This window comes from Pseudoalteromonas porphyrae, assembly GCF_001298125.1.
Classification (GTDB): domain Bacteria; phylum Pseudomonadota; class Gammaproteobacteria; order Enterobacterales; family Alteromonadaceae; genus Pseudoalteromonas; species Pseudoalteromonas neustonica.
In genome coordinates, this window is the sequence record NZ_LHPH01000034.1 from 13,915 (window position 1) to 34,865 (window position 20,951).

Sequence of the window (20,951 nt, forward strand, 5' to 3'; positions counted from 1 at the left end):
CATTTTAATACAATCTTTTCTCATAAATCACTTTACTACCATTAATTTTGACGAATTAGGTCTTTTAAAGTAAATACTTCACATTTCAATTGATAATGATGCTGATAATCATTATCATACCCGCAAAAGTTACACTAACGATTTAGTTATCATTATTAAAGGAAGTACAATGAAATCCCGCCCGCTTTACTTGGCCTCACTGATCAGCACATTACTTACATCGACGACATTACTTGCAGACGATGTAACAGCAGAAAACATGGAAGTAATGATTGTTACTGCTTCTGGTTATGAGCAAAAATTAATTGATGCACCAGCCAGTGTCTCGGTTGTTTCACGTGAAGATTTACAAAATAAGCCTTTTACTAGCCTTGCGGATGCACTTCGTGATATCGAAGGTATTGATGTAGGTGCGGGACAAGATAAAAACGGCAATATTAGTATTACAATGCGTGGTTTGCCTGCCAGCTATACCCTAGTGTTAATTGATGGCCGTCGCCAAAGTGACGTTGGGAATATTGGCCCAAATAATTTTGGTAATAGCCAATTTATGTATATGCCACCTCTTGAAGCCATTGACCGAATCGAAGTTGTACGTGGCCCTATGTCTACTTTATATGGTGCAGATGCAATCGGTGGTGTGATCAATATTATCACACGAAAAAACCTCGACAGTACGCATGGTAGCGTTACTGTAAGTAGCAATATTCAGACTGATGATCAGTACGGCGATGATAACAAGATCGATTTATACCTTACAGGCCCTACTGGTGTGGAAGGTCTAACCTATGGCGTTCGCGGTAGTTTTTATGACCGCCAAGAAAGTAAGCCTACATACAGCGAAAATTTACCACTTCCAGATGGTAGCATGTGGGTAGATGATGGCAGTTTTGGTGATAAAAAAGTCGTTGCTGCACGTAACTTCAATGCAGGCCTTAGCGTTAATTATCAAATTGATAAACAAAATGACATTACTTTTGAGTATGACATTGCAAAGCAACGTTATGATAATACTCAAGGGCAAACTGGCACGCTTGATAGCCCTAATAGTTTATGGCGTATACGAAAAGGCATTGTGCATCCTCGCGTAGGTTATACACCTTACCAACGTGTTGAACGTGAACAGTTTGTTCTCGCGCACGTTGGCCGCTACGATGCTGGCACTTTAACCAGCAGTATTACCCGTAGCAGCAGTGAAAATTTTGGCCGCTCATTACCATTGAATGTACAAGAACGCTTAGGCGTTCAAGCTATTTGGGATAAAGCAGTACAAGATCAGGGTACTGACAAACCAACGCTAACAGATGAAATTTACACGCAACTTGATGAAACCTTTTTACCGCGCCCATTACGTGCTCTAAAACTTGATAACCTCATTATTAATACTAAGTTTGAGTCAAACATTGATAATCACTACTTTGTTATTGGCGCACAATATTTTGATGCTGAAATGGAAGATGGCGTATTTGGTATGTATGGTGATGCTTATAAAGCAGGCACAACTCAAGATCATCGTCAAACGGCCGTATTTGCTGAAGATAATTGGGAAATCACCTCTAATTTAACCGCAACGTTAGGTGCACGTTACGATCACCATAACATTTTTGGTTCGCAAGTGAGCCCTCGTGCTTATCTAGCTTACTCACCTGCTGATGAGTGGACATTTAAAGGCGGTATCAGTACCGGCTATAAAACCCCTGAGCCAAACCAATTATTTCCAGGAATTACTGGGTTTGGTGGTCAAGGCACTATTCCATTCGTAGGCACACCTGATTTACAGCCAGAAACTAGCGTTAACTATGAAGTAGCGGCTTACTTTAATGGTATGGATAGTTTCAGCGGTAATATCACAGTGTTTTACAATGACTTTAATGACAAAATAATTCGCCAAGACAGATTACCAAACTGTGAAATAGCCATTGCCGACGAACCTTGTGTAGAAATTGGCAAAGGCTGGGCGGGTATTGGTAGCACCACGTTTAGTCAAGCAGCTAACGTTGATGAATCTGCCACACGCGGTATCGAGATAGCCGCAAATTGGAAGATCATTGACAGCCTATCACTGCGTGGTAACTATACATACACGGACAGTGAAGTTAAAAGTGGCCGTGATACAGGCCTTCCTTTAGTTAACACGCCTAAAAATATGTATAACTTAACACTAGCATGGCAACCACTTGATGATCTGAGTGTGTCGCTTATCTCAGAAATTCGCAGTAATCGTTATCGAGGCACCGCTAATGTATCTGGCCCACAAGGACCTGAAACACAAAAGCTGTACTACAAAGCCTATGATTTATATCACTTAGCAGCTACCTATAAAGTAAACGATAGTCTAGCGATAAATGCACGCATTAATAATTTACTGGATGATGATTTATCTAGCCGCTCTTGCTTATTAGCAGCGACAGAAGACGAGTATGAATGCACGTCTGATTATAATACGACTCAAAAAGCCCGTAGTTTTTGGGTATCGATGAGTTATAGCTTTTAATTCAGCATTGCTATAAATTAAAAAGCCCAGCAATGCTGGGCTTTTGTGTTTACAGTTAAATTATGATTTAACTGTAAACTTTACATCTTCATCACGCAGTAAATATAGCGCAAAACATGCCGCCCACATTGGCCAAGCAGCAAAGAATAGTAAGTTATTAAAACCATCAATATATTGGCCGTATGATGAAAGTGTTGATGCGCCATGCATTAAAAATATCAGTCCATAAGTAATACGCTTTTTAATTCCGGCCATAAAAGCTAAAACCAAAATCAATTGCAATGCCCCTAATATATAAGCGACAACATCAGTTGACCCGCTAATCCCATAAAAGTGCTCAAATATACGTGCACTGTGCCCTGGGTTTACAAATTTATCCAAGGTCCACATAAGCATTACAATAAAAACGCCTAAACGTAATGAAAAAAGAGACCATTGCAAGCGATTTTTTAAATCCGATGAGAAAGAGTGAGACATTTAAATTCCTTAAATTAAGTGTTGTCATTTCAGTAATGAATCTAACAAGACCGTCTTTTTAAAGTTTTATTGCATAACTTTTACTTTTTTATGAGCCTTACAGGCTAGGCTGGAATAGGCTAATGGATATGGTTGAAGCTACTGAGCTATTAAAAACGCTGCAGCAGGATACTAACTTGTGATCAAGAGACAGACACGGATGTGGATAAGGGGCGTGAGCAGGATGCACAAGCTTTGCTCGGTTTTTACTTATTCTCACATGGATGTGAGCCAGTAGAATAACGCAGGAGCAGTTATCGAGCCCGCTAGGGTACAAACCTCGCGCCGCGATTAAATCGCCCCTAGATTAAACAAATTTCAATCCACAAAGGTCAACACGCCCTAATATCCTGTATCTAATTAAATTAATCAGTATCAATGAAAGTATTTTTAAAACCTTACGGTCTAATCCATCGTATATAACATATTTAACCACAGCGAGAGAGTTTTGAAATACGCATTTTTAGCACTTAGCATTTCCCTTAGCTTTTCAACATTGGCAAAAACTAATGACCCTATTGAGGTTATTCAAGTATCTGGTGAAGCGGTGAAACTTCATAGTCTTTCACCAAAAGATAGCACCGTTGATGGACCGTTTGGTGATAATTTAGCGCTGTCAGATATTGCACGTGCAGTAACACCAATTTCGAGTGCAATGATCGAACAACTTAACATTACGACCCTACAAGACATGCTCGCAGTGGCTCCAAACAGTTATTCTGCAAGTGGCTTTGGCGCGCCAAGCTTGCCAACTTTACGCGCTCAACTAGGTGAATTATTTCAAGATGGTGTTCGCCGCCAAGCGGGGAATAATGGGTTTGGGATCCCAGTTTCATTTAATGCCATTGAACAAATAGATGTAGTAAAAGGTGCGCCACCGGTACTTTTTGGTAGTAGTCAGCGTAACGGGGGATTTGTAAATTTACGCTCAAAAACAGCCAGCACTGATCAGCAGCAAGGTAAAGTTCAGCTGTCAGCAGGACGTTGGGATCAATATCGGGCGCTAGTTGATTACAGTGCGCCTATTGTTGAAGGCCAGAGCGGCTTTAGAGTCAGTGCTGAACATATCGATAACGGTAGCTTTTACGACTACGCAGGATATGAAAGTGATAGTTTGTTTGCTGCACTGCGCTTTTTACCAGATGACAAAAGCAGCTGGGATCTCAACTTTGAGCTTTACAGTGTAGATTATACCGACAACGCTGGTATAAATAGGCCAACTCAAGCATTAATTGATGATGGCCTTTATATTACTGGTCAAGGCGTACAGCAAAATGGCAGTAACGTGCCTGGTGCAGGTGCTATTGTGTCACCAACGGGGCAAGTTGTGATCCCGAGAAACCAAGTTTTAACCGATCCAGATAATATCAATAATGCCACAACGTATTTATTTCACAGTATTTATAAACGTGAATTAAACAACCAAGCAACGCTTAAAAACATTACTTACTTTCAGCATTTACAGCGCGAGTCACTCGCTAAAAACAGCTTTGTTGAAATTATTGATGGCGCAGACACAGCACAAAACCGTACCGAACTGAGTTATCAATGGAATGATTCACAAACAACGGTATTTGCATTTGATGTACGTTATAACAAAGTAAAAGGCTATAGCCAATTTACGACTGAGGCCGATTTACCGATTGATTTAACCGGGCCACTTGAAAATCGCCGCATTCCTTTAACCGCACAGCAGCAAGCACGTTTAGTTGAACTGCGCCCCGGTGTTTTTGTCTCTCCTGGTGCGCAATACGATATAAACAATGATGGCAATGGTGATTTTTCACTATCTGACACCACTGACTCAACCAGCTGGCAAACAGGTGTTGCATTTCAACACGACAGTCAATGGACAAATAAACTGCGCACCAGTATTGGCTATAGACTAGATTATTATGATGTAGTCGCCAAAGATGCGCTCCCGCCACAAGGACACAGTGCCGCGCAAGACAGTATCTATGAAACGCTGCATTCAGGTCAGGCAAGTATCAATTATAAATTTATCCCAAGCACTACAGGCTATATTGCCGGCAGTTATAATCAAGCTACGTCAAACAGTATGGCTGGTGGTCACACGCTTGGCAGTGATAACAAAATTAGCGAGCAAAACTTTGCAACCGACAACACATTGCTTGAAGTGGGTGTAAAATACGCGCCAGAGGATAGCCCATGGTATATTGACGGTGCGGTATTTAATCAGCGTCGTAGTTTACGAAACCGTGATGGTAGTAATACTGGCATTCGCACTCAAGGTTTTGAAACCCAGTTATTTTATGATGCATCCCCTTATTGGTTAAGTGCAGGCTATAGCTATATTGATGCTCGCTATGATAATTCAGCGAGTAGCCAAGACTCAAGTCAAGTGGCCGACGCCTTTGATAATTCACGCCCAGACATCATCAATGGTACAAGTGTTGGCGCACCCAGTTTTACTGCATTTGCGCCTTCAACGCAGCGAGTACAAGGCATTCCAGAGCAATCCGTGAGTATTAATGGAGGCTGGTCTATCTTAAGCAATTGGCAAATTGGCTTTGGTGGTATTTATACAAAAAGCTACCCGCTTGATTTCTTAGCAACCGTTAATATTCGTGATCAATACACATTAAATATCAATACAAGTTATGACTTTACTGAGCAAACAAAGCTGCGATTAGATATTAACAACGTTACAAATCAAGACAACTGGCGACCCGTGTTTGAGGGCGGTTACTTTGGCTCGACCTTAGTATTTCCTGAGCTACCAATTAATGCCAAGCTGACATTTCAGCACAGCTTTTAAGAGCGAACCCTATGTTTAAAAAAATTACATTACTTATTGTTGCTTTGCTCACCATTGGGCTGTTTTTTCACTTTGATTTACATCAGCTTTTAACACTTGATGGGTTAAAAGGATCAATGGATCAATTTAACCAATACAAAGAGCAATCCCCTTTATTAGTCATTGGTGGATTCTTTCTATTATACGTTGTCGTAACAGCCCTATCGCTACCAGGGGCGGCAATTTTAACCCTTGCAGCAGGTGCTTTATTTGGCTTAGTTGAAGGCTTATTAGTTGCCTCATTTGCCTCAACCATTGGCGCCACATTAGCCTTTTTAGTATCGCGTTACTTATTACGTGATGCGATTAAAAAGCGTTTTCCTGAGCGTTTAGCCGCAATTGATGCTGGCGTTGAAAAAGAAGGCAGTTTTTACTTATTTACCTTACGTTTAGTGCCTGTGTTTCCGTTCTTTTTAATTAACTTATTAATGGGTGTTACGTCAATCAAGTCATGGACTTTTTATTGGGTAAGCCAAATTGGTATGCTGGCCGGTACTTTTGTGTTTGTTAATGCAGGCACTCAACTGGCGCAAATTGACAGCTTATCGGGCATTTTATCGCTTAACTTGATCTTATCGTTTGTGTTGCTTGGCATATTCCCATTAATAGCGAAAGCAATCCTCAACACGATTAAAAAGCGCCGTGTTTATAAAAACTATACTAAACCTAAACAATTTGACCGTAACATGATAGTTATTGGTGGTGGTGCTGGTGGCTTAGTTACAAGTTACATTGCCGCTGCTGTTAAAGCTAAAGTGACCTTAATTGAAGCGGGCGAAATGGGCGGTGATTGCTTAAATTACGGCTGTGTACCCAGTAAAGCAATTATCAAAAGTGCCAAAATCGCGGAGCAAATTAAGCACGCCGATAAGTACGGCCTAGAAAACAGCACACCGCAGTTTTCGTTTAAAAAAGTCATGGCACGTGTGCATCAAGTGATTGCTGATATTGCCCCACACGACAGTGTTGAGCGTTACACAAATTTAGGGGTAGAAGTACTTAAAGGCTACGCAAAAATTACTGACCCTTGGACCGTTGAGATTAAACTCAACAATGGTGGCACACAAACTCTTACTGCTCGCACCATTGTAATCGCCACAGGCGCACGCCCATTTGTGCCGCCACTGCCAGGCATTGAAGATGCAGGTTATGTCACAAGCGATACGTTATGGAGCAAATTTGCCGAGCTTGATGAAGCACCTAAAAAACTCGTGGTGTTAGGCGGCGGGCCTATTGGCTCCGAGCTTGCGCAAAGCTTTGCACGATTAGGCTCATCAGTAACACAAATCGAAATGGCTGATCGCGTGATGATAAAAGAAGATACCGAAGTATCAGAGTTTGCAACACACGCCCTTAAAGCAAGTGGTGTGAATGTATTAACTAATCACCAAGCATTACGTTGTGAAAAACGCGGCGAGCAGAAATTCATTATTGTTAAGCATGCTGAGCAAGAGCTCGAAATTGAATACGATGAGCTACTGTGTGCCGTTGGCCGCAGCGCCCGTTTAAGCGGTTATGGTCTTGAAGAATTAGGCATTGAAACCAACCGCACTATCGTGACCAATGAGTACTTAGAAACCCTTTACCCTAATATTTTTGCGGCTGGCGATATTGTCGGCCCGTATCAATTTACCCATGTAGCCGCCCATCAAGGGTGGTACGCCGCAGTCAACGGCTTATTTGGGAATTTGAAGAAGTTTAAAGTGGACTACCGCGTGATCCCATGGACTACCTTTATTGACCCTGAAGTCGCCCGCGTGGGTATAAACGAGCAAGATGCGATTGACCAAGGTATTGATTATGAAATCACCCGCTTTGAATTTAAAGAGCTTGACCGCGCAATTACCGACAGTGCCACGCAAGGCTTTATTAAAGTGATCACACCAAAGGGTAAAGACAAAATTCTCGGTGTTACTGTGGTCTCTGAGCACGCTGGCGATTTAATTGCTGAGTTTGTACTGGCGATGAAACATGGTTTAGGCCTTAATAAAATTTTAGGCACTATTCACAGCTACCCAACCTGGGCTGAGGGCAACAAATACGCCGCAGGAGAGTGGAAACGCGCCCACGCACCGCAAACGGTACTTAATTGGCTTGAGAAATACCATACATGGCGTCGAGGGTAGTATTTTGAAATCGTTATTTTTTATTGTATTAACGAGTCTGCTATTTATAACGCATGCTAAAGCTGATGATTCACTTCATCAGCCTTGGCAGCAACTGCTCAGCAGCCACGTAAAATCGATTAACCACGGCGTTAGTACAGCAGTAGATTACAGCGCATTTAAAAAGCAACATGCACAACTAAAAGGTTACTTGAGTACCCTTAGCGATGTTACCCAAGCGCAATTTGAACAATGGGATAATGCGCAGCAGTTGGCTTTTTTGATCAACGCATACAACGCATGGACGGTCGAATTGATTCTAACTGAATACCCAAACATTAAATCAATTAAAGACTTAGGGAGTTTTTTTAGTTCCCCGTGGAGCAAGGAGTTTGTGCCATTATTAGGCGAAACCCGTAGCCTAGATAATATTGAACATACGCTTATTCGTGGCAGTGGTGAATACAACGAACCGCGCATCCACTTTGCGGTTAATTGTGCCAGCATCGGCTGCCCGGCACTGCGCGAAGAAGCGTATACTGCCGCTAAACTTGATACTCAACTTGAGCAACAAACTCAGCGATTTTTAGCTGATATAACCCGTAACTATGTAAAAGATAACACGCTTTATTTATCTTCTATTTTTAAATGGTACCAAGATGATTTTGAAAATAACTTTCGTGATACGCAATCATTACAAGCATTTATCTTATTATACCCAGATGCGCTAAACTTAACGCCAAGTCAACAAGCAAAACTTAAAAGTAACACCATGAAAGTGAAATTTTTAGATTACAACTGGGCATTGAATGACAACCAGTAATTATCTGTTATTACAACCAAAGCGTATTAAACACTACGCCTTGGTATTTATTGCTATGCTTAGTTTTATACTTTCATCAAACAGCGCTGCAAAAAATTGGCAAACTGTGCTCGATAACGGCCAAAACCACAGTGTATATTTTCATGCTTGGGGTGGCGACCCACAAATAAATGCCTATATTCAGTGGCTTGAACAGCAAGTTAAGCAGCAATATAATATTGATCTACACCATATCAAACTCACCGATACCAGTGAAGCTGTAAGCCGCGTTTTAGCTGAAAAATCAGCAGGTAATCACAGCGAAGGAAAAGTCGATCTTATTTGGATCAACGGTGCAAATTTTGCGGCAATGGCAAAGCACGGTTTACTAACGCCTAATTGGGCCACTAAATTACCTAATTTTTCATTAACTAATCCCGCAAAAAACCCAGCGATGAGTTTAGACTTTGGCGTACCAACTCAAGGCATGGAATCACCGTGGGGGCAAGCTGCACTTACTTTTTACTACGACAGCGTTGCAATAACTTCGCCACCTAAAACTCTCACGCAATTACTTACTTGGAGCACACAACATAAAGGTCGATTTACTTATCCCAAACCGCCTGATTTTATTGGCGTAAGCTTTTTAAAGTATGCACTGATTAGTTTAACGCCAGCATCACTACAAGCGAAGCTTTATCAACCTGTTACAAAGCAAAACAGCGCTTTATTATTGCCTAAATTATGGCAGTTTTTAGATACACTACACCCTAATTTATGGCGTGCAGGCCAGCATTTTGTCTCTAGCAGCACCGCACTTAGACGTTTAATGGGTGATACTGAATTGAGCCTTGCCATGACATTCTCAGCGCCCGAAGTCCCTGCTGCTGTCACCCGCTTTGATCTCCCCACCAGCATTCGCAGTTATGCTATGAGTGATGGTAGCCTCAGTAATATTCACTTTGTTGCTATACCTTACAATGCAGCACATACAGACAGTGCTAAGTTGGTCGCTAATTTCATGCTCAGCGTAAATGCACAAGCTAAAAAGCAACGCCCAACTACTTGGGGTGATAATACCGTATTGGATTTATCTATTTTAGCTGCAGATCAAGTAACTCAATTCCAATTATCAAACCCGCACCCAAGCAGTTTAGCGCCAAACCATAATAGCCCAGCCCTTGCAGAGCCTCACCCAAGTTGGGTAAAAGTAATTGAGCAACAATGGCTTGAACGATATGGAGCGCAATAATGATACACGCGCGTGATATATTTACTCGGAGCATAAAATTAACCCCCACGCTATTAATGGCGCTATTAGTGATCCCAGTTGTAGGTGGACTAATTGGTGTATTATTACCCGCGTTTGGCTATATCCCTGCACTTGATAAAACCACGTTTACCCTTCGCGGTTTTTATTCGCTATTTAATACCGCTGGTTTTGCAAACATGCTGCTACTGAGTGCGATTAGCAGTCTTGTTAGCACGTTATTGGCATTTATTATTACCGTATTAATTTTAGCCTGTTATTTTAATAGCCCTTGGCTTTATCGTATCCAGCGTTTATTGGGGCCTATTTTAGTGATCCCCCATGCCGCCGCGGCAATTGCAATTAGCTTTTTGATCACCCCATCAGGCATGATTTCGCGCTTATTTTCTCCTTGGCTTAGTCAATGGGACAGCCCACCTGACTGGATGTTTCCACACGATTCATGGGGGATAAGTATGGTGCTAGGCTTAACGTTAAAAGAGCTACCTTTTTTATTACTGATGGCGCTAGGTGCCCTTGCCCAAGCCGATTTAGGTGCAAAACTACGAGCCCAACATAAAGTCGCTTTGAGTTTAGGTTATTGCCCAATGACCGCTTTCTTTAAAGTAGTATTACCTAACCTATACCCATTTTTACGCTTACCAATTTTAGCCGTACTTGCTTATGCCAGTGCCAGTGTTGAAATACCGCTGATCCTTGGTCCAAATGCGCCTCCTACACTCGCGGTTGCTATTATGCACTGGTTTAACGATGTTGATTTAACCTTGCGCATTCAAGCCTCTGCGGGAGCAATCATGCAATTACTGTTGACCATGGGCTTGTTACTCAGCTGGTGGCTACTTGAAAAGCTCACAAAAAAGTTTAGCCATGGCAGCTTAATCAACGGCAGACGCGAATATGCTGGGCAACTTATTCAGCGTTTTACTCAGGTATTAACGTTTATTTTGCTCAGTATAATTATGCTCTCATTAGCGGGGCTCATTCTATGGTCATTTGCGGGGTATTGGCGTTTTCCTGATGCGTTGCCATCACAATTTGTGTTACTGCATTGGCAGCATGCTTTACAACAAATGCAAACACCTTTACTTAACACGGTTGTTATCGGGTTTGTTGCTACCTTAGTGGCTGTTATTTTGACCTTATTTACCTTAGAGGCAGAACAATTACGTTCGCGCAATTTATCCAATTTTGCCAGTTTACTGATTTACTTGCCTATGCTGATCCCAAGCATTGCGTTTTTATTCGGCTTAGTCTGGTTGCAGGAGCAAGTTGGTAGCCATCATGCGTATTTTAATGTGATATTTGGGCATTTATTATTTGTACTGCCCTATGTGTTTTTATCATTAGCAAGTGGTTACCGACGTTTAGACCCTCGTTTTTCTCACCTTGCGGCAAGCCTAGGAGCCACGCCCAGCAAGGTATTTTTACGGGTAAAACTACCACAATTATTAGCGCCTATCCTGATTGCATTCGCACTTGGCTTAGCGGTTAGTTTTAGTCAATATTTACCCACGTTACTCAGCGGCGGCGGGCGTATTAACACCATTACCACCGAAGCCGTCGCCCTTGCAGGTGGTGCAAGTCGTCGAGTGAGTGCCGTTTATGCATTAATGCAAATGTTGTTACCTGCTATTGCGTTTTTTCTAGCTTGGTTTATCCCTAAGCTCGTTTTTGCAAAACAAACTGCATCCCCGCATAAACTTCAACACCCAACCTTAAAACAACAATCTAAGGCCTAATATGCATTCGTCACTTAATATAAAAAACCTCACTATTTGGCGAGAAAAAACGCAACTTATCTCCTTAAATGAACGCATTAAAGGCGGTGAAGTTCTCAGTATTATGGGTCCATCAGGCAGTGGTAAATCAACGTTACTAAATTGGTTAACTGGCATGCTGCCACATGGCTTTAGCGCACAGGGGACCTTGCTTTTAAACGAACAAAACATTACTCAGTTAGCCAGCCATCAACGTCATGTGGGGTTACTGTACCAAGATCCTTTATTATTTCCGCACTTAAATGTAGCTGATAACATTGCCTTTGCGATGCCTAAAGGGAATAAAAAGCAGCGTATAGAAAAAATCAACGACTCGCTAACACAACTAGGATTAGAGGGCATGGCAGCACGCCACCCACATAGTTTATCAGGCGGGCAACAAGCAAGGGTTGCGCTTTTACGTGTATTACTGAGCGAGCCAAAAGCAATTTTACTTGATGAACCGTTTAGTAAACTTGATGCAACACTGCGAAAAGATACCCGCGAGCTGGTATTTGAGCAAATTCGTCAACGCCAACTTCCCGCAGTAATGGTCACCCATGATGACAGCGATGCACATGCTGCTGGGGGGAAAGTAATTACTCTCAGCGCACATATTCAGGAAACAACATGTTAGATAAATTTATTACACCTGCTATAAAACCACTTTTAAAACCTGTGGTTATAATACTGGATAAGTGTGGCCTCAATGCCGATAAGCTCACTGTTATTGGCTTTATTATTGGTATGCTTGCCTTACCATTACTCGCGTTTGAATTTTATTATGGCGCTTTAGTGGTGATCATTTTAAATCGCGTGTTTGATGGTTTAGATGGTGCACTTGCGCGTCATCAACAGCAAAGTTCATCAGCGGGTGGGTTTTTAGATATTTGCCTCGACTTTTTATTCTACGGCGCGATTGTACTAGGTTTTGCTTTAGCCGATCCCGCACAAAATGCTGTTGCCGCAGCCGCATTATTGCTGGTTTTTATTGGCACAGGATCAAGCTTTTTAGCCTTTGCCATTGCCGCTGAAAAATTTAGCTTAGCTAAACCTCAGTTTAAATATAAAAGCTTTTACTATTTAAACGGCTTAACTGAAGGCACTGAAACCATCGCATTTTTCGTCGCGTTTTGTATTTGGCCGCAGCACTTTAGCTTGCTTGCATATAGTTTTGCAGTACTTGGCAGTATCACTATTTTTACGCGTATTCATGGTGGTTATCATACTTTAAGGCAAATAAATAATGACGAATGAAGCACTGTGGCGATTAGGCGCTTTCCTTACTATTTTGACAGTTATGATGATAGTAGAAGCAATTAGCCCTGCGCGCACATCACCTGTAGCGGCACGTAAACGTTGGTTTGCAAATTTTTCGCTAGTCGTACTGGCTTCAGTACTAGCTCGACTAACCATTCCTATAGGTTTAACCAGCGTCGCGCTTTATTGCCAACAACACACAATTGGTGTATTTAATCAATTTATGTTGCCTTTGTGGCTGGCGGTAGTTTTGAGTTTACTGCTCCTCGATATCGTTATTTATTGGCAACATCGGTTATTTCATAAAGTGCCGCTACTGTGGCGCTTGCACCGCGCTCACCACGCAGACCCTCATGTTGATACTAGTACAGGCCTGCGCTTTCACCCGCTTGAGATTATTTTAAGTATTATAATCAAACTGATTATTGTAGTCCTATTAGGCGTGCCAGCATTAGCGGTATTAATATTTGAAATTGCCCTCAATGGCTTAGCATTATTTAACCACGCGAATATTAGCCTGCCAAATAAAGTGGAACGTGTACTGCGGTATGTACTTATTACCCAGCAATTACATCGTATTCACCACAGCCAAACTGTGACAGAAACCAACAGTAACTTTGGTTTTAGTGTAACGTGGTGGGATCGCCTATTTGGCAGTTATACGCCCTATGCAAAACTAAGTGATGATACTCTTAACATTGGCTTAAAAGAATTTAGTACATCAAACTCACACTCACGTTTAGTCTCATTAATAGTCATGCCATTCAAAAAGTAACGACTGATAGTTTCTTTATCCAGTCCTTGGGTTATTTATTCGTTTATGTCGGTTCAACCTTAAATCATGTCGGTTCACGCGAATAGTGCTGAACACACGAATAAAATCTCCTACATTCCCTATCAACAGCACGTTACACCGCACACAGTTTAATAAGGAATATAATAATGAAAGTCATCACTAAAACAGCCATCACCTTGAGTTTATTGAGCCAGTTTAATGCACACGCAATTGATTTACGTGTAGATAATGTTCGTCTATATCAAAATAGTACTGCTAATTTTTCGCCCCCAAGCACGCTTTATATAGAAAACGGAAAAATAGTTACTATCACTAAAGCAACCGATACGAAGCAAAAAGCAGATGCCACTATAAACGCTCACAACCAATTTGCACTGCCAGGACTAATTGATTTACATGTTCATTTAGGCTCGTCAGGCAGCAACTTCTCTGAGTTTCAATACTTGCCTGTTAAGTCGCATTTTAATTCAAATCTTTATTTAGGCGTCACAAACATAGTCGATTTGTTTTCATTTAAGCAAACCCTTGATGAAGCTGCACAATTAAAAGCGACACACGTAACGCCTAACTTATTTTATGCTGGTACGTTATTCACCAATCCTGGCGGGCATGGCACCCAATTTGGTGGCAGTGTGTACGAAATTACAAAAGATGAAGATATTGATACATTATGGAACAAGCATATAGCCACTAACCCACATATTACTAAAGCCGTTATTGAAACATTCGGTGGTATGGGAAAATCGTTAACTGACAGTCAACTCACTGAACTTGGCAAACGTTCAAAAGCCGCTAATTTACCTTATTTTGTGCATGTATCAACGTTACTTGATGGTAAACGCGCTATCAAAGCAGGCGCTACGGCACTTGCTCATGGGATTAATAATGAAGCCATTGATGAAGAATTTATTACCTTAATGAAGCACCACAGAGTAACTTATATACCAACACTGGCTGTGTATCATAATCACAGTGACGAAAAACATAACCATGGAGTAAGTTCACAAAGCCAATTACTAAGAACAGTGCCCGCTAAATTACAAAAATGTTTATTTGAAAAAGTACCAGCCCCGTCTAAGTGGACAGACAATGCATGGCAAGCTCGAAATACGGCCTACGCCAATATTAAAAAGCTCCATCAAGCAGGCGTTGTTATTGGCACAGGATCAGATGCGGGTAATCCGTACACATTACACGGCACAGGGCTTCACAATGAGCTAGATGCGCTCAAAAAAGCAGGGCTATCAAATGACCAAATAATTAATGCGGCGACGCTCAATGGTGCTCAAGCAATAAACCAAGGCGCCCATATTGGTAAATTAGCACCAGGATATGAGGCTAGTTTTATATTGCTCGCACAAAATCCACTCGTTGATCTTAAATCGCTTCATAACATTGCAGAGGTATTTAAATCAGGACAAAGAATCGATCGTTCAAAATTAATAGCTGAAAATAAAACCATAGAGCCACAAGGCCCAGCCTGTAACCCAACAATTACAAGCCGTAAAGCACACATAATGATAGACGACTTTATTGGAGAGTCACCATGGCAAGCATTAAGCGACAAAGTAATGGGCGGACAATCATCCGTTGAACTAAAGTCAGAAAAACAAAGCTTAACAATTAACACAGCAGTTGCTAAGGCAACTAACTTTGGTGCATGGGCGGGCGCTGAAATAAAATACCCGCAACTAGTTAATGCATCTACATTCAAAGGTATCCGCTTGACTTATAAAGGGTCGAGCATCCCATTTGCACTGTCTATTTATCATAGTGAAGTAAAAGACTGGGATAACTTTTCTGCGCTTTTAATGCCTAGCAATGACTGGAAGACCCTTGAGATCCCATTTAGTGACTTCAAGCAATTTGGCTTTGGTAATCAAGTGAAATGGTCAGCAACTAAACTCTCTGGTTTTAACTTAATGTGGCGAAAAATGCCCGGTGCCAGTGACGACATCTTAAAAAACACACTTGAAATAAAAGAACTCGTGTACTTTTAAAAGTCATTTAACCTAAACTCTAGTTTACACTATTAAAACCAAAATTAGCCTTTGTTTTGGTTTTGTATAAACTGCCATATAACTTTAAAAACAAAATGACCAAAATGTTTAAACAGCCTTTTTTTAAATATAGCTTTTTTATATTACTTGCCATTGATATCGCCTATGCATTAGGTATTGCTATTGCAACTTCCTCACCTATTTCAGGCGACACTGCTCTTGCAGCACTCGTATGGTTTGTAACCTTTTATTGGTTACCTGTTTGGGCAGCGGCTATTTTAATTTTTTATTTAAGATCAAAAAACATAAATAAGCTCGCACTTGAATGGTTAATTGTAACCTCATTTATGGCGCTAGGTAACACCATCACAGACTTGACGTTAACCACCCTGTTTGACCAATACCAACCATTAGGAATTTTTGTAATATTTAATGGCTTGTTTTGGGGATCAGGCATTTACCTTGCAACGATTTATATAGAGAGTAAAAAAAAGGTGGTAACTGAAAAGCACGCTCGCAAACAAGCTCAATTAGCCACCTTACGCTATCAGCTAAATCCACACTTTATGTTTAACAGTCTCAATACTATTTCGGCTTATATTCATACCAACCCAGATTTAGCCGATGAAGTACTGCACGAGCTAGCTGATATTTTGCGCTACTCATTAGATACCGCAGAGCAACAACTTATCCCACTGCAACAAGAACTTGCTATTATTGAGAAATATTTAAATATTGAAAAAGCACGGTTTGGTGAAAAACTCCAGATAAACTACAACATCCCCACGCCGCTTAAAAATATAAAAATACCCCCACTCCTTATTCAGCCCATTATTGAAAATGCCGTTAAGCATAATGCCCAACAAACCAAACTAATCCTAAACATTGCTATATCTACAACTGATAACGGCATAAAAATTATTATTAGCGATAATGGCAAAGGCTTTAACCAACACGTATTACAACAAGGTTATGGCAAAGGTGTTGGAATGAAAAACATGCAGCAACGTATTCAACAATTAAGTAATAGTAAAGTCATGCTAAGTAATAATAATGGTGCAGTAATCACATTGGATATAACATTATGAGCAAACATACACCCGCTGCAAACAGTGAAAAAATTCGCTTAGTGTTTGCAGATGATGAACTCCCTGCACGTGAAAAGCTAAGCCATCAATTAAGTTTAATGGACAATATAGACGTGGTTGGAGTTGCTACAAATGGTAAAGAAGCTATTTCGCTGATCAACTCACTCACCCCAGACGTTGTATTACTGGATATTCAAATGCCTGAAATCAATGGCTTAGAGTTAGTTGATTTACTTAACTACCAACCCATGATTATTTATACGACTGCGTACGATCAATTTGCAATTGCAGCTTTTGAACATGCCTCAATAGATTATTTGTTAAAGCCATTCCCTATTGCCCGATTGAAAAAAGCACTCGCCAAAGTACAAGCCCAGCTGAACCAACAACACGCCGTAGCGCATGTAAATAAACAAACTGTACAGCCTCAATTTTCACATAATGAAAATAAGCTCAACAAATTGATCAGTAAAAATGGCGAAAGAATATTTCTTTTATCACCAGCAGACATTAAATTTATAAAATCAGAACAAGGAAACAGTTTAGCTTGGAATGGGGAGGTATTTTATCACTTAACTGATACCTTAGATCAGTTAGAACAAGCTCTATCATCACAAAGCTTTATTCGTATTCATCGCAGTTACCTCGTTAATATCGATCATATTAAAGAAATTCAACGTTGGTTTAATGGCAAGCTCATGGTGATTATTAATGATGAAGAAAAATCAGAGCTCAGTACTAGCCCGCGCAGGTGCTGATAAACTAAAACACATACTACGTATTTAAGCACTCTGTTATTTGAGCATAATGTAAACCAATATGCATGTTAAAGCGTATATATGTACATAAAAGACTAACAGAGCAATTTATGTTTTCACTATTTAAGAAAGATCCAACCAAAAAATTAAATAAACTTCTTTCGATTAAGTTAAAAGAAGCGATGGAAGCTCAACGCAAAGGTGATATACGCACATATTCTCAACTCACTTTTGAAGCAGATCAAATAGACAAACAAATAATTGAAATAGAACAAAAAAATACACAAGCATAATAACTAAGCTAAATTACAGTTCAGAAATAAAACAAGTACGTTTTAACTAGCCCCGTATTTTTAATATACGACAGACATTAAAAAGCCGCAATTAATGCGGCTTTTAGAAGCTATATTAATGTATTAGCTGCCTGAACCAGTAGTACCCGTTGTAGTTTGACAAACCACTTCAAGTGCTAAAGACTCAGCTGTACCATCGGCTGTAATCGTTGTAGTTGCTTTAGTCGTATCGCCAACTAGTGGAGTACGCGCATTAACAAATACATTGTATGTGCTGCCATCAACTAAATCTGCAAGTGTGAATGTGCCCGCAGTACCAGAAGCCAGTGTTTTAGCCTTACCAGCTAAGCTATAACTAACAACAGCATTACTCATATCAACCGTTTTAGTTGTGTCATTCGCGCACGCAGCCGTCACTGCAAAGTCTTCATTTACTAACGTAGCTGGGTTTGCCAGTACCACTGCAGCGGCACCACACACATTAACTTCGCCATCTGAAGTAAACCAAGGTGTTCCGTTAACATCAAATACTTTTACAGTTGCTTTAGCATTTGCTGAAATGCCAAAGCGCTTTGTATTTAATGGTGAAACAATAACATTACTCGCCGCATTGGCTCTTAAATAGCTTGTGGCACTTGCATCTGATGAGCTCATAGATACATACAAACCTGATGCAGGCACTGCATCACCACTTAAGTTTACTGCAATACCGTCAGTACAAATAGGAGCACTTACAGTTGAGGCGAAAAAGGTTAAATGCGTTGTTTTAAAAGTACCAGTGTAAGTATTTGTCTGTGCGTTTAAAGCACCCACTTCTACTTTGTTAGTTTCACTTGCCCACACACCTGTATCTTCATTGTGTGATTTAAGACCTAGCATATCACCCGGCTGAATAGCTTCACCATTGAGCATGGTCGTCGCCGGAATAGTCATTGATACTGTAATTGGGTCTGAGAATTTTTTAACTTTTTTGCCTGTGCCATCAGCCATCGTTACATTTGCAACACCCACTGATTTTACAATTGACGTTGCATCTGCATCGTTTAAACCAGCAGGAACGATTGATGAAGCTGCACCAGTAGATGAATCAGCGCCATTAACTTTTAACGTGATTTCGCCTGAAACTGGTTGTTCACTCGCATCATATAAAATTACGCCAGCAGGAACGCTTGCTGATGCACTTGATTTACCAGGATCCGTTGCAGCAGAAATTACCGCTGACGTTGTACCACCAGCTTCAACAGTAGACACTACCGATTTATTAGAGATACCATCAGCCGACTCAGAAACAAGGGCAAGTAATGCATTTACGCTCATCACGCCTTCTGCAGTCGTTAAATCAACAATAAAGCTTTTACCAATGTAATCATCAGCAGAAACATTGACTGTAACTTCACTGATATTAGCATCATCTTTAACTGTAAACGCTAAGCTACCATCAGCCAAGTCAACAGATGTTAGTTCATTACCATCAACATCAACTATATTTTCAGAAGCGACACCATTTTCAAAAAAAGTAACTTTGGCAGCAATTGCGTCATTTGTCACTGAATCAACAACATTCGCATTAACAACAACAGATAGCTCCGTAGGCGCGTCAGGCGCGACAACAACAGGAGGCACTACAACCGGTGGAACAACATCTTTGTCATTATCATTACAACCAGATAAAACAAAAACAGAAGCGACAGACAAAGCAAGTAACGTTTTTTTATTAGTAAGCATGGGGGGTCCTTTTTATTCCTTTTCAATTAGCGTATCTTTAATAAAATTATCATTATTAATAGACTGCTGCTAAATACAAATATTTTAAAATTAATGAAATGGCAATCTATTCATTTGCAATGGATATATTAACAACTCTATTGCATGCTTAATATTACACATTATTACAAACAAATATAATTTAACAAATACAGCTAAAACTTTACATCATTAAGCCATAGTTACAACATATAATTTGTAATCAAAGCGAATATAGCCAAGTGACCTCAAAATGCGAGCATCATTAAAATTAAATCAACGTATGCCATACCGGCTCAGGCTACCAATACGCCTTAAACGTTCTCGGTATTGCGCAACCATTTGATTAAAAAAGTACGCTCTGCTTTACGCAATTTTTCGCTCTACACATACTTTTCGTCAGTAACGTACCTTTACGCAGCTTATGCCAGCTTGGAATAATGGCTTTAACATTAAGTCTATTGGCTTTTTATGATAAACATACAAGACTAAATTAGTGTGCTTTAGGTCAACTGTGCTGTTGTTAAATGTTCCTAACTCTTCGCTGGTTGCTCATCACTGCATAAGAACATACATAATTTCGCTAAGATGAGCAGCCGTTCTTCAAGCCACCCTCTTCGGTGATCATAGGACTGACCAGTAAAACGAGGTAAGCGTATGGCTAACGACACCTAGCCTTGCTTAATATTCCAAGGTAGCAGTGGTTCAAGGTTACTTGGCTGCTCTGCAATATGTTGCAAGCACGTTGAGATGTAGTCATGCACTACAAGATCATTTGCCTTTGCGGTTTCAACAAGACTATAAGGCTATAGAGTATGGCGCTGGCATGCGCGCCATTGCAGGTATTTGAGAACAACCAGTTTTTACGCCCTATTACGAACGGTTTTATGGCTCGCTCTGCTCGGTTATTATCAATACTGAGCCTGCCATCATCGATGGTAACGCCTGAATTTCTCAAACTGATTTATCGCATAGGTAATTGCTTTCCCTAGCGCCATTTGGAGAGGGATTTTATCTTTGTGTTTGAGTAACCATTGATACAATTCATCAACGATTGGTTTGGCTTTTTGCTGCCTAACGGTGAATTTTTCACTGACCGATTTACCTTTGATGGCTTGCTCAATACCATAGAGTTTGCGAATAAGGTTAAGTGCTACATCCGCTTTAACGGTTTTTTTATTATTGCCTTTGGCCTCGATGAACTTACGGCGTATATGAGCTAAGCACGCAACCAGTGTTGCCTTCGTTTGC

At 40.6% G+C, this 20,951-nt stretch carries 17 protein-coding genes and 1 pseudogene; 13 read left to right on the top strand and 5 right to left on the bottom strand.

The features are described 5' to 3' along the window. Positions 1–169: 169 nt before the first annotated feature. Entirely contained in the window at positions 170–2,494 is a 2,325-nt protein-coding gene (locus tag ADS77_RS20235) for a TonB-dependent receptor domain-containing protein (RefSeq protein WP_054206717.1), read from the top strand. A gap of 60 nt (positions 2,495–2,554) precedes the next feature. Here ADS77_RS20235 and ADS77_RS20240 read toward each other — a convergent pair whose 3' ends face one another. Continuing rightward, on the bottom strand, positions 2,555–2,971 hold the full coding sequence (locus ADS77_RS20240) for a hypothetical protein (RefSeq protein ID WP_054206718.1): 417 nt from the start codon (positions 2,969–2,971) through the stop codon (positions 2,555–2,557). Positions 2,972–3,458: 487 nt separating this feature from the next. Here ADS77_RS20240 and ADS77_RS20245 point away from each other — a divergent pair, with 487 nt between their 5' ends. The 12 genes from ADS77_RS20245 (at position 3,459) to ADS77_RS20300 (ending at position 17,957) form a co-directional block, all read left to right on the top strand. Beyond that, positions 3,459–5,789 carry a TonB-dependent receptor gene (locus ADS77_RS20245; RefSeq protein ID WP_054456035.1) on the top strand — a complete coding sequence of 777 codons (2,331 nt, stop codon included), beginning with the start codon at positions 3,459–3,461 and terminating at the stop codon, positions 5,787–5,789. Positions 5,790–5,800: 11 nt separating this feature from the next. Continuing rightward, the gene (locus ADS77_RS20250; RefSeq protein ID WP_054206720.1) at positions 5,801–7,954 is read left to right on the top strand and encodes an FAD-dependent oxidoreductase; all 2,154 of its coding nucleotides are present in this window, start codon (positions 5,801–5,803) and stop codon (positions 7,952–7,954) included. Positions 7,955–7,991: 37 nt separating this feature from the next. Next, positions 7,992–8,756 carry a DUF547 domain-containing protein gene (locus tag ADS77_RS20255; RefSeq protein ID WP_410054821.1) on the top strand — a complete coding sequence of 255 codons (765 nt, stop codon included), beginning with the start codon at positions 7,992–7,994 and terminating at the stop codon, positions 8,754–8,756. Positions 8,757–8,811: 55 nt separating this feature from the next. Then, entirely contained in the window at positions 8,812–9,987 is a 1,176-nt protein-coding gene (locus ADS77_RS20260; RefSeq protein ID WP_054456050.1) for an ABC transporter substrate-binding protein, read from the top strand. Then, positions 9,987–11,744 carry an ABC transporter permease gene (locus tag ADS77_RS20265; protein WP_054456037.1) on the top strand — a complete coding sequence of 586 codons (1,758 nt, stop codon included), beginning with the start codon at positions 9,987–9,989 and terminating at the stop codon, positions 11,742–11,744. Before ADS77_RS20260 ends, ADS77_RS20265 begins: the two co-directional genes overlap by 1 nt. 1 nt (position 11,745) lies before the next feature. Further along, positions 11,746–12,399, top strand: coding sequence for an ATP-binding cassette domain-containing protein (locus ADS77_RS20270; RefSeq protein WP_054206723.1), 654 nt, complete (start codon positions 11,746–11,748; stop codon positions 12,397–12,399). Continuing rightward, positions 12,393–13,019, top strand: a complete 627-nt coding sequence (locus ADS77_RS20275; protein ID WP_054456039.1) for a CDP-alcohol phosphatidyltransferase family protein — start codon at positions 12,393–12,395, stop codon at positions 13,017–13,019. The genes ADS77_RS20270 and ADS77_RS20275 overlap by 7 nt, the downstream gene beginning before the upstream one ends. After that, positions 13,009–13,797: a sterol desaturase family protein gene (locus tag ADS77_RS20280; protein WP_054456041.1), complete on the top strand. Its 789-nt coding sequence runs from the start codon at positions 13,009–13,011 to the stop codon at positions 13,795–13,797. Before ADS77_RS20275 ends, ADS77_RS20280 begins: the two co-directional genes overlap by 11 nt. Before the next feature lie 167 nt (positions 13,798–13,964). Continuing rightward, entirely contained in the window at positions 13,965–15,818 is a 1,854-nt protein-coding gene (locus tag ADS77_RS20285) for a CIA30 family protein (protein ID WP_054456043.1), read from the top strand. Between the two features lie 104 nt (positions 15,819–15,922). Next, a complete protein-coding gene (locus tag ADS77_RS20290; protein ID WP_054206727.1) occupies positions 15,923–16,906 on the top strand; it encodes a sensor histidine kinase in 984 nt (327 codons plus the stop codon). Continuing rightward, positions 16,903–17,664, top strand: a complete 762-nt coding sequence (locus ADS77_RS20295) for a LytR/AlgR family response regulator transcription factor (protein WP_235575824.1) — start codon at positions 16,903–16,905, stop codon at positions 17,662–17,664. The genes ADS77_RS20290 and ADS77_RS20295 overlap by 4 nt, the downstream gene beginning before the upstream one ends. 110 nt (positions 17,665–17,774) lie before the next feature. Continuing rightward, positions 17,775–17,957 (top strand): DUF6435 family protein, encoded by a 183-nt coding sequence (locus tag ADS77_RS20300; protein WP_054206734.1) that lies wholly within the window; start codon positions 17,775–17,777, stop codon positions 17,955–17,957. Between the two features lie 123 nt (positions 17,958–18,080). On the opposite strand, the gene ADS77_RS20305 is transcribed toward ADS77_RS20300, so the two are convergent. The 4 genes and pseudogenes from ADS77_RS20305 to ADS77_RS22905 all read right to left on the bottom strand — a co-directional run. Then, entirely contained in the window at positions 18,081–19,682 is a 1,602-nt protein-coding gene (locus ADS77_RS20305; RefSeq protein WP_054206729.1) for a hypothetical protein, read from the bottom strand. A 689-nt stretch (positions 19,683–20,371) separates the two neighbouring features. Then, a pseudogene (locus tag ADS77_RS22555) lies at positions 20,372–20,488 on the bottom strand (transposase domain-containing protein); the annotation flags it as partial. Further along, entirely contained in the window at positions 20,464–20,658 is a 195-nt protein-coding gene (locus ADS77_RS22900; protein WP_200909662.1) for an IS66 family transposase, read from the bottom strand. The pseudogene ADS77_RS22555 and the gene ADS77_RS22900, both read right to left, overlap by 25 nt. Next, positions 20,630–20,951, bottom strand: a 322-nt coding sequence (locus ADS77_RS22905; RefSeq protein ID WP_200909663.1) for an IS66 family transposase, incomplete at its 5' end; no start/stop codon positions are given. The genes ADS77_RS22905 and ADS77_RS22900, both read right to left, overlap by 29 nt.